The organism is Arthrobacter sp. BGA-UO-ETr-C19, from assembly GCF_059568005.1.
The window spans coordinates 525,598-542,591 of record NZ_JCAQPC010000024.1 but is presented as its reverse complement, the minus strand read 5'-3'; the positions used below and the strand labels follow the sequence as shown (position 1 = coordinate 542,591).

Annotated in this window: 17 protein-coding genes and 1 tRNA gene; 7 read left to right on the top strand and 11 right to left on the bottom strand. The window is 66.8% G+C overall.

The window, feature by feature from the left end; all coding sequences use genetic code 11:
* Nucleotides 1–6 precede the first annotated feature (6 nt).
* The 5 genes from AC57BR_RS21380 to AC57BR_RS21360 are packed head-to-tail and all read right to left on the bottom strand — an operon-like array spanning nt 7 to nt 5,928.
* Entirely contained in the window at nt 7–1,461 is a 1,455-nt protein-coding gene (locus AC57BR_RS21380) for an MFS transporter (protein WP_496364256.1), read from the bottom strand.
* The gene (locus AC57BR_RS21375; protein WP_496364254.1) at nt 1,458–2,006 is read right to left on the bottom strand and encodes a winged helix-turn-helix transcriptional regulator; all 549 of its coding nucleotides are present in this window, start codon (nt 2,004–2,006) and stop codon (nt 1,458–1,460) included. The genes AC57BR_RS21380 and AC57BR_RS21375 overlap by 4 nt, the downstream gene beginning before the upstream one ends.
* 40 nt (nt 2,007–2,046) lie before the next feature.
* Entirely contained in the window at nt 2,047–3,369 is a 1,323-nt protein-coding gene (locus AC57BR_RS21370; RefSeq protein ID WP_496364252.1) for a glycosyltransferase 87 family protein, read from the bottom strand.
* Nucleotides 3,366–4,529 carry a cystathionine gamma-synthase gene (locus AC57BR_RS21365; protein WP_496364250.1) on the bottom strand — a complete coding sequence of 388 codons (1,164 nt, stop codon included), beginning with the start codon at nt 4,527–4,529 and terminating at the stop codon, nt 3,366–3,368. The genes AC57BR_RS21370 and AC57BR_RS21365 overlap by 4 nt, the downstream gene beginning before the upstream one ends.
* Before the next feature lie 13 nt (nt 4,530–4,542).
* A complete protein-coding gene (locus tag AC57BR_RS21360) occupies nt 4,543–5,928 on the bottom strand; it encodes a cystathionine beta-synthase (RefSeq protein WP_496364248.1) in 1,386 nt (461 codons plus the stop codon).
* A gap of 119 nt (nt 5,929–6,047) precedes the next feature.
* On the opposite strand from AC57BR_RS21360, the gene AC57BR_RS21355 reads away from it, so the two are divergent.
* A complete protein-coding gene (locus AC57BR_RS21355; protein ID WP_496365201.1) occupies nt 6,048–7,181 on the top strand; it encodes an ArsB/NhaD family transporter in 1,134 nt (377 codons plus the stop codon).
* Between the two features lie 126 nt (nt 7,182–7,307).
* Nucleotides 7,308–7,751: a VOC family protein gene (locus AC57BR_RS21350; RefSeq protein WP_496364246.1), complete on the top strand. Its 444-nt coding sequence runs from the start codon at nt 7,308–7,310 to the stop codon at nt 7,749–7,751.
* Here the strand turns inward: AC57BR_RS21350 and AC57BR_RS21345 are convergent.
* Nucleotides 7,741–8,145 carry a VOC family protein gene (locus AC57BR_RS21345; protein ID WP_003804272.1) on the bottom strand — a complete coding sequence of 135 codons (405 nt, stop codon included), beginning with the start codon at nt 8,143–8,145 and terminating at the stop codon, nt 7,741–7,743. The two genes, AC57BR_RS21350 and AC57BR_RS21345, sit on opposite strands and share 11 nt — an antisense overlap.
* Before the next feature lie 153 nt (nt 8,146–8,298).
* On the opposite strand from AC57BR_RS21345, the gene AC57BR_RS21340 reads away from it, so the two are divergent.
* Nucleotides 8,299–9,309 carry a DNA-3-methyladenine glycosylase family protein gene (locus tag AC57BR_RS21340; RefSeq protein ID WP_496364244.1) on the top strand — a complete coding sequence of 337 codons (1,011 nt, stop codon included), beginning with the start codon at nt 8,299–8,301 and terminating at the stop codon, nt 9,307–9,309.
* Nucleotides 9,310–9,391: 82 nt separating this feature from the next.
* On the opposite strand, the gene AC57BR_RS21335 is transcribed toward AC57BR_RS21340, so the two are convergent.
* Complete coding sequence (locus tag AC57BR_RS21335) at nt 9,392–10,309, bottom strand: putative endonuclease domain-containing protein (RefSeq protein ID WP_496364242.1); 918 nt, start codon at nt 10,307–10,309, stop codon at nt 9,392–9,394.
* 149 nt (nt 10,310–10,458) lie between these two features.
* Complete coding sequence (locus tag AC57BR_RS21330; RefSeq protein ID WP_496364240.1) at nt 10,459–12,132, bottom strand: AMP-binding protein; 1,674 nt, start codon at nt 12,130–12,132, stop codon at nt 10,459–10,461.
* A 103-nt stretch (nt 12,133–12,235) separates the two neighbouring features.
* Here AC57BR_RS21330 and AC57BR_RS21325 point away from each other — a divergent pair, with 103 nt between their 5' ends.
* Entirely contained in the window at nt 12,236–12,514 is a 279-nt protein-coding gene (locus tag AC57BR_RS21325; protein ID WP_003804267.1) for a putative quinol monooxygenase, read from the top strand.
* Nucleotides 12,515–12,624: 110 nt separating this feature from the next.
* On the opposite strand, the gene AC57BR_RS21320 is transcribed toward AC57BR_RS21325, so the two are convergent.
* A complete protein-coding gene (locus tag AC57BR_RS21320) occupies nt 12,625–13,059 on the bottom strand; it encodes a thioredoxin family protein (protein ID WP_496364238.1) in 435 nt (144 codons plus the stop codon).
* Between the two features lie 388 nt (nt 13,060–13,447).
* Between AC57BR_RS21320 and AC57BR_RS21315 the strand changes: the two genes are divergently transcribed.
* Complete coding sequence (locus tag AC57BR_RS21315; protein WP_496364236.1) at nt 13,448–14,515, top strand: LysM peptidoglycan-binding domain-containing protein; 1,068 nt, start codon at nt 13,448–13,450, stop codon at nt 14,513–14,515.
* A gap of 297 nt (nt 14,516–14,812) precedes the next feature.
* The gene (locus tag AC57BR_RS21310; RefSeq protein ID WP_496364234.1) at nt 14,813–15,682 is read left to right on the top strand and encodes a metallophosphoesterase family protein; all 870 of its coding nucleotides are present in this window, start codon (nt 14,813–14,815) and stop codon (nt 15,680–15,682) included.
* 102 nt (nt 15,683–15,784) lie between these two features.
* On the opposite strand, the gene AC57BR_RS21305 is transcribed toward AC57BR_RS21310, so the two are convergent.
* Nucleotides 15,785–15,866: transfer RNA gene (locus AC57BR_RS21305), tRNA-Tyr, on the bottom strand.
* A gap of 115 nt (nt 15,867–15,981) precedes the next feature.
* The gene (locus tag AC57BR_RS21300) at nt 15,982–16,236 is read right to left on the bottom strand and encodes a hypothetical protein (protein WP_476906170.1); all 255 of its coding nucleotides are present in this window, start codon (nt 16,234–16,236) and stop codon (nt 15,982–15,984) included.
* A 199-nt stretch (nt 16,237–16,435) separates the two neighbouring features.
* On the opposite strand from AC57BR_RS21300, the gene AC57BR_RS21295 reads away from it, so the two are divergent.
* The gene (locus tag AC57BR_RS21295; RefSeq protein ID WP_496364231.1) at nt 16,436–16,927 is read left to right on the top strand and encodes a YajQ family cyclic di-GMP-binding protein; all 492 of its coding nucleotides are present in this window, start codon (nt 16,436–16,438) and stop codon (nt 16,925–16,927) included.
* The last annotated feature ends 67 nt before the right edge of the window (nt 16,928–16,994 follow it).

The following is a 16,994-nucleotide window of genomic DNA, read 5'->3' as shown; positions in this document are numbered from 1 at the left end:
CCCCGCTCAGTCTACTGAAGCGACTGCCACTGCTGCGGGCTTTCGTCTTCCGGCGTCTTTGCGGATGGTGGCGCTGATGACCGCTGCGATGGTGCACATCGCGGCGGCTCCCAGCCAGGCATACGTGTAGTGGCCGGTGGCGTCCCGGATGGCCCCGGCGGCCAGGGCGGCTGCTGCTGCGCCCAGCTGGTGTGCCGCGAACACCCAGCCGAACACCACGCTGCCGTCGGCACCGAACACCTGGCGGCAGATCGCTGCGGTGGGCGGAACCGTGGCCACCCAGTCCAGGCCGTAGATCACCACGAACACGATCATGCTGGGCTGGACCGAGGATCCCAGCAGCAGCGGAAGCACCAGGAGCCCGATCCCGCGGAACTGGTAATACACGGCCAGCAGGATCCGCGGGTTGAACCGGTCGGTCAGCCAGCCGGAGGCAATGGTGCCCAGGATGTCGAAGATCCCAACGACGGCGAGCAGGCCGGCAGCGGTGGTTTCGGGCATGCCGTGGTCGTGGGCGGACGGGATGAAGTGCGTGCCGATCAGCCCGTTCGTCGTGGCGCCGCAGATGGCGAACCCGGCCGCGAGCGCCCAGAACGTGCGCACCCTGCTGGCACGCCTGAGGACCTGCAGCGCGCGGACGGCAGCGTTGCGACTGGGTTCCGCAGCCGCCCGGGCCGCAGCGTTCCCGGCGGGGGCGTTCCCGGCGGCGGCATTCCCGACGGCGGCGGACGGTTCGTCTGCCCCATAGGGCAACGCCCCGACGTCGGCCGGTGAGTTTTTCAGGAACTTCAGCACCAGCGGAACCACGGCCAGCGCCCCGGCGGCGATGAGCAGCGAGGCCTGGCGCCACCCCGGGTCCTGGGCGAGCATCGCGATGAACGGCAGGAAGACCAGCTGGCCGGCGGCGCTGCCGGCGGTCAGGATGCCGATCACCAGGCCCCGGCTCTTGGTGAACCAGGTGTTGGCGATGGTCGCCGCGAACACCAGGGCCATGGAGCCCGTGCCCAGCCCGATCAGCAGGCCCCAGGTGAGGAGGATCTGCCAGGACTGGTTGACCAGCACGGTCAGGGCGCTGCCGGCGCCAATCAGTCCGAGCGCGACGGCGGTGACGGCCCGGATGCCGAACCGTTCCATGAGGGCCGCAGCGAACGGAGCCGTGAGGCCGAACAGCACCAGGTTGATGCTTACCGCGGACGAGAGCACCGTGGTGGACCAGCCGAACTCCTGCTGCAGCGGCACCATGAGCACGCCGGGCGCGGCACGGAATCCGGCGGCACCCACGAGCGCCAGGAACGCCACCGCCGCCACGGCCCACGCCGGATGAAGGCGCCGCCGTTTCTTCGGCCCCTCCTCTGGATTCGTCAACCCCACTGCTGGAGTTTTTGTACAGATATCGTCCTCTAAGGCCCCTTCAGGGCGCGATATCTGTACAAAAACTCCGGGGTCCTCGGGGGTGGTCATGCGGCTGTTCCTTCTTCTCCGCCGCTTTGTATGCGGTTCGCCGGTTTGTCGGTGTGCTTTTGGGCAGTTGCCAGCGGGAGCGGCGCGCTGCTGCGGGTCAGGCTGTGCCAGCTGGTGTTCTCCGCGGTGAGCCGTTCACCGCATTCGGTGCAGGTATCGGCCGAGCCCGTGCGCTGCCCGCAGGCGGCGTGGACGACGTACATGTGGGCCTGCTCGGACGGCGCCTGCAGGTGCTTTTCGGACCAGATCACGACGGCATTGAGCACCGGCAGGGCGTCCTCGCCTTTGGCGGTGAGGACGTATTCCTGGCGGGTGCGTCCGCCGTCATCGTACGGCTGTTTTGCCAGCAGGCCGGACTCCACCAGGGAGGCAAGCCGCCGGGTGAGGACGGAGTCAGCCACCTGGAGGCGCGTTTTCATCGCGTCGAAGCGGCCGTTGCCGAAGAAGACCTCGCGGAGGACCAGCATGCCCCAGGGGTCGCCGAAAATGTCCAGGCCGCGGGCCATGCTGCAGTTGCGCTGGGACCAGTCGGAGCGGAGAGCCATGCTGCGAGACTAGTTGACTTTCTTGAAGAAAGCCACCCCTTCAGCGGCGCTGACGGATCCCCGTCCGCGAGGGCCGGTACGCTGCCGCCCAGTACACCAGCAGCGCCACGCCGCACAGCACACCCAGGCTGGAGGCCATCAGCGGCCACTGCGTCCGCGGGTTAACGCCCCACACCTCCGCGCCGGCCGCCATGGCGAGGTCCTTGGGCGCGAGGTAGAAGGCCACGGCCGAGGCCGCCACCACCAGCCAGCCGCCCAGCCGCATCAGGCCGGTCCGGGAGGGAACGCGGTGCATGGCGAAGGCCATGGACGGCAGTGCCACCGCGATCCACACCCAGTGATGGGACCACGAGACGGGGCTGACCAGGAGCATGAGCACCGCGGTCGCGGAAACCGCCACGAAGTTTTCCTCCACGGCCACCGCCCACCTGATCACCAGCGCCGTGAGTCCTGCCAGGGCCAGCGCGAGCACCAGCCAGAGCAGGCTGGTGAATCCCGAGTCCGGCAGTCCGAAGTGGAGCAGCAGCCCCTTCAGCGACAGGTTGTCCACGTACCCGGGATCGCCGATGCGCCCGGTGTTGGGCAGGATTTTGGTCCAGAACGTCGCGGACGCCTGGGGCAGGGCGGCCCATGCCACGGCGATGGAGCCGAGGAAACCGGCCGCCATCCAGCCCAGGGCCTTGAAATCGCGGCGCACCAGGAAGTACAGGCCGAAGGCGAGCGGTGTCAGCTTGATCCCGGCAGCGACGCCGATCAGCAGGCCCGCCGGCCAGCGGATCTCACCCGCCCGGGCCTTTCCGTGCAGCGCGAAGTCGGCCAGGATCAGGCCCATCAGGATGATGTTGATCTGCCCGAAGACGAAGGTGTCACGCCACGGTCCCAGCAGCACGATGGCCCCGGTGCCGGCCAGTGCCACGGTCCGGAACCGCCAGTCCGCGAAAGCGTCCCGCCAGCGGGTCATCCCGAAGTAGTGCCGGGCGAGCCAGGCCGAGACCACCGCGGCCCCGCCGAGCGCCGCCCAGATGAAGAGCTGCCCGCTTTGGCCCAGGCTCAGGGTGGCCAGGCCGGCGAACAGCAGCGCGGCGAACGGCGGATAGGTGAACGGCAGGCCGTCCCGGGGCGCGTACAGTTCGCTGATGCCCGCCTCGCCGGTCTGCAGCACTTTGGTGCCGCCGTAGTAGTAGACCTCGAAGTCGTTCATGACCGGGGCGTATTCGGCGTACAGCCACGCCAGGGCGAGGACGACGGCGGCAGCACCGCCCGCCGTCGCCAGCCACCCGAGGACGGCCCGGCGCGCGTTGCCCGGATTGCCGGGCTCCTGCCGGGTGCCGACCCCTTGCTGCGTCTGCGGGGAGGCCGTCACTGGATGTGCGTGAAGGCTTGCTCAAGATCGGCGATGAGGTCCTCGACGTCCTCGATGCCGCACGAGAGCCGGATCAGGTTCACGGGGACGGCCAGTTCCGTGCCCTTGACCGAGGCATGGGTCATCTCCGAGGGGTAATTCATCAGCGATTCGATGCCGCCCAGCGATTCGGCCAGGGTGAAGACCGACGTCGATTCGGCCACCTTGCGTGCAGCGGCCTCGCCGCCCTTGAACTGCACCGAGATCATGCCGCCGAACTTCTTCATCTGCTTCCTGGCGAGCTCGTGGCCGGGGTGCGAGGGCAGGCCCGGGTACAGGACCGCTTCCACCTCGGGGCGCTCGAGGAGCCATTCGGCCACGGCCTGGGCGTTGTCGCTGTGCCGGTCCATGCGCACGCCCAGGGTCTTGAGCCCGCGCGTGGTGAGGAACGCGTCCATCGGGCCGGACACGGCACCAACGGCGAACTGCACGAAGCCGATCTTCTCGGCCAGTCCGGCGTCCTTGACCACGATCGCACCGCCCACCACGTCGGAGTGGCCGCCGATGTACTTGGTGGTGGAGTGGACCACGACGTCGGCACCCAGGTCGAGCGGGGTCTGCAGGTAGGGCGACGCGAAGGTGTTGTCGACGATCAGGAGGGCCCCGGCGTCGTGCGCCACCTTGGCGAGTGCCTCGATGTCGGTGATCTTCATCATCGGGTTGGACGGTGTTTCCACCCAGACGAAGCGTGTCTTGTTGGCGCCAACCGCCGCCATAACGGCATCGAGATCGGACATGTCGACGGGGGTGTTGCCGATCCCCCACTCGCCCAGCACGCGGCTGATCAGCCGGTAGGTCCCGCCGTAGGCGTCGTTGCCGAGCACGATGTGGTCGCCGGGCCGCATCAGGGCGCGGATGAGCGAGTCCTCGGCCGCCAGTCCCGAGCTGAAGGAGTAGGCGTGGGTGCCGCGCTCGAGCGCCGCGAGCTGTTCCTGCAGGGCATCGCGGGTCGGGTTGCCGCCGCGGCCGTATTCGTAGCCATCCCGCAGCCCGCCTATGCCGTCCTGGGCATATGTCGAGCTGAAGTGAAGGGGCGGAACCACGGCGCCGGTGCGCGGCTCGAAGGCCTGGCCGGCGTGCACGGCGCGGGTGTTGAATCCTTGGTTCTCAGAGGCAGACATGGGGCTCCTTGGACTAGTGGCTGAGGTAGGCGAGGAGGTCGTGGCGGGTCAGGATGCCGATGGGGGCGCCGACGAACGTCACCATCACGGTGTCGACGTCGGAGAGCAGCTCGCGGGCGGCGGAGATGGTTTCGAGTGAACCGATTACCGGAAGCTTCTCGCCCATGTGCTCGGCGATCTTGTCCGTCAGTTTGGCCTCGCCGCGGAAGAGCTTGGCGGTCAGGGTCCGCTCGTCCACGGCGCCGAGCACTTCGCCCATCACCACGGGCGGTTCCTGGGAGAGCACGGGGATATGGCTGACGCCGAACTCGTTCATGATGTTGATGACGTCGCGGACGGTTTCGTTGGGGTGGATGTGCACCAAGTCCGGCAGTTCGCCCGTCTTGGACTTGATGACCTCACCCACGGAGGTCTCCTCGCCGCCGGAGAGGAAGCCGTAGGAGCGCATCCACTGGTCGTTGAAGATCTTGGCGAGGTAGCCGCGGCCGGAGTCGGGCAGGATCACCACAACCACCGCGTCCTCGGGCAGGTCCCGGGCTGTGCGCAGGGCTGCCACCACGGCCATGCCGGAGGAACCGCCCACCAGCAGGCCCTCCTCGCGGGCAAGCCGCCGGGTCATGGCGAACGAGTCAGCGTCGCTGACGGCGAGGACCTGGTCCGGGACCGACTTGTCGTAGTTGGCGGGCCACATGTCCTCACCCACGCCCTCAACGAAGTACGGGCGCCCGGTGCCGCCTGAGTAGACAGAGCCTTCGGGATCGGCCCCGATGATCCTGACCGGGCCGCCGTCGGACTCCGGACGGTCCGCCGACACCTCCTTGAGGAAGCGGCCCGTGCCCGTGATCGTCCCGCCGGTGCCGGCGCCGATGACGCAGTGCGTCACCTTGCCGTCGGTGTCCCGCCAGATCTCGGGGCCGGTGGTCTCGTAGTGGCTCAGCGGCGCCGCGGGGTTGGAGAACTGATCCGGCTTGTACGCGCCGGGGATTTCGGTGACCAGGCGGTCGGACACGCCGTAGTAGCTCTGCGGGCTGTCCGGGGCGACGGAGGTGGGCGTCACCACCACTTCGGCGCCGTAGGCCTCCAGGACCGCGCGCTTGTCCTCGCCTACCTTGTCCGGGACCACGAAGATGCACTTGTAGCCTTTTTGCTGCGCCACCAGGGCCAGTCCGACGCCGGTGTTCCCGGAAGTCGGCTCGATGATGGTGCCGCCGGGCTTGAGCTTGCCGTCGCGCTCGGCTTCCTCGACCATCTTCGCCGCGATGCGGTCCTTGATGGATCCGCCGGGGTTCACGTATTCCAGCTTCACGAGGACGGTGGCCTTGATGCCCTCGGTGACGTGGTTGAGCTTGATGAGCGGGGTGTTGCCGATGAGGTCCAGGACAGACTGGGCGTACTTCATGGGTACCAACTTACCGTCTTGGACCGCTTGATTGTCCCGGCGGCGCTCGGTGCGAAGATTAGGCGGTGGCACCCCTGCGAATACCGAAGAATGTGCGGAGCTATCTTCTGCCGGGCTTCATGCTGCTTGCCGGAGCCGGCTGCTTGGCAGGCGGCCTGCTGCCATGGCCCGCGTTCGGAGAGCTGGCCGGGCGTACGGGCCCCGTCCTGGCCTTCGTGGTGGCGATGACCCTTGTCACGGAACTGGTTGATGATGCGGGCCTGTTCCACGTGGTGACAGACCGGATTTCGGCGCTGGGCCGGGGCAGCGTCTTCCTGCTGTGGCTCCTTGTGCTTGCACTGTCCTCTGTTGCCACCGCTTTTCTGTCCCTCGATACCACTGCCGTGCTCGTGACACCCGTGGTGGTGCTGCTCGCCGTCCATGCGAAGATCCCGCCCCTGCCGTTCGCCCTGAGCACGGTGTGGCTGGCCAATACGGCGTCCCTGTTCCTGCCGGTCTCCAACCTCACGAACCTGTTGGCGCAGGGAAACATGTCACTGAGCCCGCTGGGATTCGCCGGGCTGATGTGGGCCCCTGCCGCCGTCGGCGTCCTGGTGCCCGCGCTGCTGCTGTGGCTGGCCTTCCACCGGGACCTGCGCGGCCGCTACGGGCCGCAGCCCGTTCACCCGGCACGCGACCGGACGCTGCTCCGGGCATCGGCCGGCACGTTGCTCGTGCTGCTCCCGGCGCTGGTTTCGGGGATTCCTGTGGCGGTTCCTGCCATGCTCGCGGCCGGGTTCCTGGTGGCCATGTTCGTGTGGCGGCGGCCGTCAGTCCTGCGCTGGTCGATGCTGCCATGGCGTCCGCTGATGCTGACCGCAGGACTGTTCATGGTGGTTGAGACTCTGCACGCGCATGGCCTCACCGGGGCCCTGGCACCGGCTGCCGGGACCGGGGAGACGTTCCCTGACCTGCTGCGCCTCGCGGCGCTGGGCGCCGGTTCCGCCAACATCGCCAACAACCTTCCCGCCTACCTGGCCCTGGAGCCCACAGCCGGATCGCCGCTCAGGCTGGGCGCACTCCTGATCGGGGTGAACCTGGGGCCGCTCATTTCGCCGTGGGCGTCGCTCGCCACACTCCTGTGGCACGAGCGGCTGCAGAGCCTCAACCTGCGCGTGCGCTGGGGCGGCTTCGCGGTGGCGGGCGTGATCGCCGTTGTCCTGGCACTTCCCCTGGCAGTCCTGGCCCTCTGGCTGGGGAGCGGGATAGCTTGACGGCTTCCCTGGCATTCCCGAAGCCCGTTCCTGAAGTACTAGCCAAGACCTGTCCGGGCAGGGCAAGCTGGCTACGGCACCCGCGGCCGGGCGCCATTCACCGGAGTCGTTGAAAGGAACAGTGCCTTGGACTGGACCCTCGAAGTGGTTGTGCTGCCCGTGAGCGACATCGGCCGGGCTGTGGAGTTCTACCGGGACAAGGTCGGCTTCACCTTGGACCACGACACGCAGAACGAGCACATGCACGTGGTCCAGCTGACGCCTCCCGGTTCGGGGTGTTCGATCGTCATCGGCGATCTTCCGTCGCAGAACGAGATGGCCCCGGGCTCCATGCGGGGTCTGCAGCTCGTGGTGGCGGATGCCCGGGCCGCGCGTGATGAGCTGCTCAGCCGCGGCGTGGAGGCGAGCGAGATCACCGTCTTCGACGAGCGCGACGGCGGAACCTTCTTCGGATTCAGTGACCCGGACGGCAACACATGGGCAGTGCAGGAGCTTCGGATCCGCGCCCAGAAACCGCTGATCCCGGTGGAGGCCCGCGGCCGCTTCGGCGAGGAGCAGGTCAGCCAGTAGCTCCGCCGGCGTCGGCCGGGAGGTTCTCCCAGAGCCCCAGGATGTTGCCCTCGGTGTCTTTGAAGTAGGCGTAGTGGCCCATGCCCGGAATGGTCTCCTTCGGCTTCACCACCGAACCGCCCAGCTGCTCGACCGTGCGCAGCGTCGCGTCGATGTCCTCAACGTCCACGGTGATGACAGGCGAGGTCAGCTCCCCGTCCCTGGCCATCATGCCGCCGTTGATGGCGCCCGGTTCGGTGGGCCTGCCGCTCTTTTCGTCCATCGGTGTGGTGATCACCACGTTGTAGTCCATCTCCGGCATGGGGTCGATACGCCAGCCGAGGGCCTGATTGTAGAAGTTTCTCGCCCGGTCCTGGTCGTCCGCGGGGATTTCAAAATGCACTACTCCACCCATTGCGATCACCTACAACTCGAAGAAAGTGGCGCGGCGGACCCGCGCCACACTGGGGATTGTAGTCCTGGCACCGTCCCTGGTTAAGGGCCTGGGAAAAGCCCGGCCGGCAGCCCCGGCGGCAGGTTTGTCGGTCCGGCGTGGGACGATGTTTGCATGACCATTGCTGACGCCCCTGCCCGGCTGGCAGCCGCGGCGGATGCGTCCCTCAGGTGGCATCCGGGCGGCCCGTATGACCTTCACCGGACCCTCGGGATCCTGATGCGCGGCAACGGCGACCCCTCCTTCTCCTCGCGGCCGGACGGGCTATGGATGGCGTTCACGACGCCAGAAGGCCCGGTGACTCTGCGGCTCACCGTGACGGCGGACCGCGCCGGTGACAGGTCCGAGGACCTTGCCGCCGCTGGCCCCTGCATCGATGCCCAGGCCTGGGGGCCCGGGTCGGGTGCCGCTCTCGGGGCCCTCCCGCGGCTCCTCGGCGAGACTGACGACTGGTCGGCGTTTGACGAGCCTTCCTTCGCAGCAACACTCCCCCACCTGGTCCGTGAGGCCCGACGCCGGAACCCCGACGTCCGTCTTCCCTCCACCGGGCGGATGGTTGACTCGCTCGTGCCCACCATTCTGGAGCAGAAGGTCACCGTGATTGAGGCACGGCGGGGTTTCCGCTACCTGATGTACCGTCACGGAACGCCCGCTCCCGGCGCCGGTACCATCGCACCTCCCGGGCTGCTGGTCCGGCCCACTGCTGAGGGGTGGCTCCGCATTCCGTCCTGGGAGTGGCACAAGGCGGGGGTCGGCCCGCAGCGCTCGGCGACCGTCATGCGCGCCCTGCGCTCCGCCGTCGCCCTTGAACGGCTGGCGTCCCTCCCGGCGGCGGAGGCAGCCGCCAAGATGCAGACCATCCCGGGAATCGGCGTGTGGACGGCCGCCGAGGTGGTGCAGCGGACGCACGGCTGCCCCGACTCCATCGCGGTGGGCGATTACCACCTGGCAGCGTACGTTGGCGCGGCGCTGACCGGACGGCGGACGGACGACGCCGGCATGCTGGCCCTGCTGGAACCGTGGACCGGGCACCGGCAGCGGGTGGTCCGCATGCTCGGCCTCAGCGGCTTCCGTAAGCCCACGTTCGGTCCGCGGATGACCATCCAGGACCACCGGAGCCACTGACCAGCTCCCTTTAACTGCAACGCGGGGTCACTTCGCGCCCAATAAACCGCCTCCATCGGGCGATATCTGACCCCGCGTTGCCCTAGGCCGCACGACGTTTCGCACTTTTGATCCGGCTGATCACGCCCCGGAATCCCTCGTCCATGTCGTCGGCATTCACCTTGAAGTAGGACCAGCCGGCGCTGGTGAATGCCTCGTCGCGCCGGTTATCGCGGGACTGCTGTTCACGCGACAGGTGATGCTCGCCGTCGTACTGCAGTGCGATCCGGAAACGCCGGTACCCGAGGTCGGCAGTCGGCGACCAGGGATCTCGGGGGTCCAGGCGCACCTGCAGTTCCGGCTCCGGCAAATGCGCATCCAACATCGCTATCCGGAGGAAAGTTTCAGGGTAGGAATCGGCGCCCACCCGCATTTCGTCAAGGGCCAGCCTTGCCTTCTCAACACCCCTCATGTTCGGATGCTGCCGGATGAGCAGGCGCAGCCCCTCCTTGTACGCATAGGGCTCCGTGCGGCCCTCGAACTGAGGCCGCGGAATCCGGATCAGCTGATCCCCCATGGCAACGACGTACTTCAGAGGGAGCACCGCCGCAAGGTCCAGCCAGGTCCGGGGCGGCAACGAGATGGGAATGCCGTCACACTCCCCGATTTCGCCCGGAACCACCCGAACACGGTGGCCTACCACTCCGGTGCGGCGAACCCTCGGCAGCTCGTGCGGCTTGCTCAGGTGAACGGTCTCCCCGTCCATCCACGGCGGCAGTCCCAACAGCGTTAGCTCGGCTGCGGTCTGATGCGACACCCAGGCTCCCGGGGTTGCCGCCGCCAGCACCCGGGCCCGTGCCTGCAGGTCGAGAACGCGCCCCTTCGGCAGATAGATCAGACGTCCGCCGTCGGCGAGATCTTGGGCGCGGAGCCGTTTTTCTGTCACTCCGTGCGCCCGTGATTGGTACACGGTAAAGGGGAGCTCATGCAGGGTTTCCGAGAGCGGCGTCGGGCGGGCCATGGGAACTATTCTGGCGGGCCGCCGAACCCTTTTGGAGTTATCCACAGCCCCAATGCTGCAACTGCAACGCGGGGTCAGATATCGTCCAATGGCGGCACCTCATTGGGCGATATGTGACCCCGCGTTGCTTTTCAGAGGTACGTTCGCGCTTAGAGGCCCAGCCGGGCGACGGCTTCCTCGCGCATCTCCACCTTGCGGATCTTCCCGGACACCGTCATGGGGAAGCTGTCGCGGACGTCGACGTAGCGGGGCACCTTGTAGTGCGCCAGCTTGCCGCGGCAAAACTCAGCCACCGCCGCCGCGTCCAGCGGTCCGGCCCCGGGCTTGAGGATGACGCAGGCCATGAGCTCCTCGCCGTACGTGGCGTCGGGCACCCCGATCACCTGCACGTCCTGGATTGACGGGTGCGTGTAGAGGAACTCCTCGATCTCGCGCGGGTAGACGTTTTCGCCGCCGCGGATCACCATGTCCTTCATCCGGCCTTCGATCACCACGTACCCGTCGTCGTCCATGCGGGCAAGGTCGCCTGTGTGCATCCAGCCGTCGGCGTCGATGGCCTCGGCCGTCTTCTCCGGCTGGTCCCAGTACCCCTGCATGACGGCGTATCCCCGGGTGCACAGTTCACCGATCTCGCCGCGCTCCACAACCTCCCCAGCCGGGTCAACGATCTTGTTCTCCAGCCGCGGCATGGTGCGCCCTACTGTTTCCGTCCGCTGCCGCAGCGTGTCGCCGTCACGGGTCATGGTGGACACCGGCGACGTCTCGGTCATGCCGTAGCAGATGGCCACGTCCTTCATGTTCATCTCGGAAATCACGCGGTTCATCACCTCGATGGGACACAGTGAACCGGCCATCACCCCGGTGCGGAGGGTGGAGAGGTCGTACGAGGCAAAGTCGGGCAGTGCGAGTTCGGCGATGAACATGGTGGGAACCCCGTACAGGGAGGTCCCGCCGAAGTCCTGCACGGCCTCCAGCGCGGCGGCCGGCGTGAACCCGCGTCCCGGAATGATCGTCGCGGCGCCGTGGCTCAGCGCGTTCAGGTTGCCGATCACCATCCCGAAGCAGTGGTAGAACGGCACCGGAATCACCACGCGGTCGTGTTCGGTGTAGTTGAGCAGCTCGCCGATGGAATACCCGTTGTTGAGGATGTTGTGGTGCGTCAGCGTCGCACCCTTCGGGAAGCCCGTGGTTCCGGAGGTGTACTGCAGGTTGATCGGGTCGTGCGGATCCAGGCCCGCCATCCGGGCCCTCAGCTCTGAATGCGCGACGGCGTCCGCCCGCTTGAGCAGCTCGGCGTACGTGAACTCCTGATCACCCAGGGGGACGCCGGCGTCGAGCCCTTCCACTTCGAAGTCCGGCAGGAACACGAGCTCTTGAAGGTCCGGGCATCCGGCGAGCGCCTGGTGCGCCATCCCCACGTAGTCGCTGTTCCGGTCCGACGGCGCCGTGACCAGCATCCGCATGCCGTTCTGCCTCACCACGAACTCCAGTTCGTGGCTGCGGTAGGAAGGATTCACGTTGACCAGGACCGCCCCGATCTTCGCCGTCGCGTACTGCAGGATGGTCCATTCCGCGCAGTTCGGGCTCCAGATGCCGATCCGCTCACCTTTCGCGATGCCCAGGGCGAGGAGCGCGCGGGCGAGGCGGTCGACGTCGTCGTTCAGTTTGGTGTAGCTCCACCGGCGGGCGTCCCCCCCCGGCACAGCGGCGGCCTCGATCAGCGCGTCATGCAGCGGGAACTGCGCCACCACGCGCTCAAAATTCTCGCCAATGGTTTCCTCCAGCAGGGGGACGTCCGCGTCCCCGGCGGTGTAAGCGCGCATGATGGCACGCTATCAAGCAGCCGGGTGCTAGAGAAGCAATCCGGCCGGCCCATCTGGCGTAACGGGTCCGGGCACGCCGGTGAGGGCCGGTATTGTGAAATCCATGAGTGCACCCATCGACCTGCAGGCCACGTTCATCCCCAACGACGGCGAGTTCTTCCGCGTGAAACTCGCTCTGGAAATCGCCATTGACGAGGTAGTCAACGAGCCCGGCTGCATCCGGTACGAGCTCACCGAGGCGACGGAGGAGAAGCTGGTCCTGACCGAGCGGTGGGAGTCGGAAGAGGCCCTCGACGCGCACTCCAAGGGCATCGCCCTGCAGGACCTGAATGAATCCCTCAGCGCCCTCCTGGCCGAACCGGTCCAGGTGGAACGCCTCTAGTCCCCCTTTACAAAGCAACGCGGGGTCACTTTCCGCCCAATGAACCGAGGTTATTGGGCGGAAAGTGACCCCGCGTTGCTGTTTAAGTTGTGCTTGGAAGTCAGCGGTCTTTAGAAGTCGGGGATCTGCGAGCCGTCCTGGGGCCCGGCAGCCTTGGCGCTGTCGCCCGCCGCTGCGGCAGCCTCGGCCTGGGCGCGGGCCACGTGCGCGTGGACTTCCTCCATGTCGAGCGCCTTGACTGCGTCAATGACCTGCTCGAGCTGCGGGGCCGCCAGCGCGCCCGGCTGCGAGAAGACCAGCACCTTCTCGCGGAACGCCATCAGCGTGGGGATCGAGGAGATGCCCGCCTCGGCTGCCAGCTGCTGCTCGGCCTCGGTGTCCACCTTCGCGAAAACGACGTCCGGGTGCTTCTCCGAAACCGCGGAGTACGTGGGAGCGAACTGGCGGCACGGGCCACACCATTCAGCCCAGAAGTCCACCAGGACAATGTCGTTGCCCTCGATGGTCGATGCGAACTGTTCACCTGTGATGTCAACGGTAGCCATGGTTCAACCGTACGCGAGGCGTGTCCCTAAGTCCCGCGCGCCGGCGCCTTGTTCGCTCCCCGCGTCACCGGGAATATTCTTCGCCTGCCACCCGGGCTCAGGCGTCGGGGGCTGTCCGGCGCCCCGGAAAACCTGTGCCTGCTGCGGCAAACAAGTGCCCTCTCCCGGAAAAACAGGTATTCCCTACTCGTGCGGGCCCCTGCCGGGCTTCCTACACTCGAATCAGGCTGGGGCCGGCACGTTAGCGAGCAGCGTGCACCACTCATGAATAGCGGTCATGCGCCCCATATGCCCCGCTTCCGCCCTTGGGCCCGAGCGCCTCCTGTGTCTGCGCGTCACCGTCCGCCGCGCACCCGGACACCGCCTGCGCACGAAGCAAAGGTCCGCCATGAACCATCAGGAGACGCCAGATCCCCAGAACACTTCTGGCCACGACAACGATCAGCGGCGCCTTCCATCGGCGCTGAGCACACCGGAGCCGAGCATTCCGACGCCGGAGGCGGAAAGCTTCGTCAGACCTTCCCGGGGCAGGCACGGACCGCTTGCCGGAAGGCCCGCTGCCCGGGCGCTGCTCATATCCGCAGCGGTGTCCGCAGCCCTGCTGGCTGCGGGGGCGGGCGTCAGCGCGCTGGTGGCGTCCGACGGCGGGAGCCCGGCTGCCGCTGTCGGCCAACCGGCCGCCGTCGAACAGCCAGCCGCCGTTGAACAGCCGGCGGCCGAGACTTCGTCCGCAGCGCCCGCCGCCGCACCGGCCGCGAGCGTGCCGGCCACGGCCGTGGCCGCGGCACCCGCCACCACGCCGCAGGCGAAGGCACCTTCGAAGCCAGCTGCCAAGGCACCCACCAAGGCGACAGTAAAGGCACCCGTGAAAACCGCAACCGTCCGCAAGGTTGCGGCGGCGGCCCCCGCGCCCAAGCCCACCTCCTACCGGGTGGTTGCCGGCGACACGGTCAGTTCCATCGCGGCACGCTTCAATGTCAGCACCGGCGGTGTGCTGGCAGCCAACGGCCTTTGGCCCAGCTCCGTCATTGTTCCGGGCCAGATGCTCAAGCTCAGCGGCCCCGCGGTGTCCGCACCGGCACCGGCACAAGCTCCCGCTCCGGCCCCAGCGCCGGCACCGGCTCCTGCGGTGCGGACCATCTATGTGGCGGGCGCGGGCGGCCAGGCGATGGTGGACAGCTGCATCGGACCCATCCACTTCACACCCACCGACGGATACTCGCTCTTCATCACCGAGCACGACTTCTGCGGCGGCTGGGCCCGGTTCTCGGGAATCAGCGTCGGTGAGCGCGTCGACATTCCGGGCTATGGCTCGTACCGGGTCTCGGCCCGGAGCCAAGTGCCGAACCCCGGCACCACCAACGACGTCGCTGCGGTGTTCGGCGGGTTCCCCCGGGCAGTCCTGCAGACCTGCATTCCGGGCACCACCCAGATGCTCGTCGTAGCCCTCAACTGACGGCGCCGTCGAATCGTATGTCCGAAGCCCGGCCAGGAGTTGTTCTACACTCGAAGGCAGACCTACCGGGCGTACCGGCAGTAGCACTCATCGCACCCCAATGACGGGAGGCACCCCATGCGCCGCAATCGTGTTATCGCTGGAATGTCCGTTTTCCTCCTAGGCGTCGCTGGTCTCTGGGCCGCGTCCCTTGCTATCGGCGGTGGTAACAACAGTGACGGGGTGCCGCGACCAACTACGACTCAGGCTGGGCCACGCCCACCATCAGCCACCGAGACCGCCTTACGTTCTGGTGACGTGAGGATCGCCGCTGTCGGTGACATGAACGGCGAGAAGTCGTTGGCACCCGATAGCCCCTCCGGGCGGAACGGAGCGGCGATCACTGCGCTCGTGCAGAACAAGCAGATTGACGCGTTCCTGGGGCTCGGGGACTTCCAGTACGACACCCCGTACTGCGCTGACTACGTGAACTACTGGACGCGGCTTTGGGGTGGCACGAAACCCAAACTGTACTGGGTGTCCGCACCCAACCATGACTGGCAACCCGGACGGAACGAAGACCTCGACAACTTCATGAACGGACAATGCCCGGGTGCCCCCGCGAAGGCTGCAATCAACCAGCAGCGTGGGTTCATCAGGAACGGGCAACCGTACTCGAAGGACTTCGGGAACTGGCACTTCGCGTTCCTGTCGTCCGCTCAGTGGCGGTACAACCCGGCACAGGCTCGGGCGTTGACGACGTGGCTGGACAAGGACCTCGCTGCCGCGCAGGCCGCGGGTAAGCACCTGGCCGTCGTGCACCACGATCCGTACTTCACATCGGACACCGGCGGACATAGCAGGGCCGCTGAACTCAAACCGTGGATCGACGTGATGTGGAAGCACCGGGTGCGGCTCACCCTGTCAGGGTCACAACACAACTACGAACGCTCATGTCCGGTCAACAACGCTGACCGGTGCGTCAGTGACGGAATGACTGCGTTCCAGGTTTCCACGGGAGGCATCGGCCTCCGATCCTTCACCAGCAGTCCGCCGTACATTGTGAAGCGGTTCAGCGACACTCACGGTTTCCTAAGGATGACACTCCGCGCCAACGGGTCTTTCGACTGGAACTTCGTTCCAACGTCCGGCTCTGGCACGGACGCAGGGACGCGTCCTGCCCGGTAGAACGGGCCACCGCAAAAACGTCCGCCTTCTTCCTCCCGATTGAGGGCATGAAAAAACCCGCCTTTCCTACCGTTTAGTAGGTCAGGCGGGTTTTCCCGTGGGTGGCAGATGAGGGATTCGAACCCCCGTAGGCGTTGCCAGCTGATTTACAGTCAGCCCCCTTTGGCCGCTCGGGTAATCTGCCGAACTTCAAAAGAAGATCACCACGGCTTTGTTTCCATCACCGCGGCAAGACAACCTTACAGAACTTCTGCCGAAGAATAAAATCGGGGATCAGCGGGCCGAAAATCCGCGGAAAGTCAGGCTTCGCCGAGGATCCGGCCGGCAAGCTTGGCCTCGAACCGCAGCGCCTGCTCCTCGGTGATCTGGTTGAGCTGCACTGCCCGCTGGAGATCCGCCTGCACTCCCTCAAGCCGGGTCGAGGCGTCAGCGACGGGGCTGAGAATGATGGATGCCGCCACGGCAGCGGCGGCCACGGATGAGGCGGCTGTGGCGATGGTCCCGGCGGCTGCGGCGGTGGATTTGGTGACGTAGCGGACGGCCTTATGGGTCATTGCTTTCCTTCCGAGCGGCTTCCAACTGCTACAACTCTGGGCGCCGAAACTTCGTTCCCGCCATGACTCGGCTATGAGTGAACTGTGAATGCCGCCCACCTTCACATCCTTGCCATCCGTACTACGCTGGAATCCAGATACCCACACCCTGCCCGGAGCCTCACCGCCCGGGCGACGCATGCACCAGCAAAGGAGAGTCATGGCAGGCGAGTCCACATTCGACGTCGTAAGCAAGGTAGACAAGCAGGAGGTGGCCAACGCGCTGAACCAGGCGCAAAAGGAACTCGCCCAGCGGTACGACTTCAAGGGCGTCGGCGCCGAGGTCGACTTCAGCGGCGAAAAGATCCTGATGAAGGCGAACTCGGAGGAGCGCGTCCTGGCCGTCCTTGATGTGCTGCAGTCCAAGCTCATCCGCCGCGGCATCTCGCTCAAGTCCCTGGACGCCGGCGAGCCCTACGCGTCCGGCAAGGAATACCGGCTGGAGGCCTCCATCAAGGAAGGCATCGCACAGGACCTCGCCAAGAAGATCAACAAGCTCATCCGCGACGAGGCCCCGAAGTCGGTCAAGTCCCAGATCCAGGGCGACGAACTCCGCGTCACGTCCAAGTCCCGCGACGACCTGCAGGCCACCATGGCCCTGCTGAAGGACTTCGACGAGGCCGATCTTCAGTTCGTAAACTTCCGCAGCTAGTTTCGTAGACGGGCTCGGGCGAGGGGCTGGCGACAGGTATCGCCAGCCCCTCTTGCGCGCCATCAGG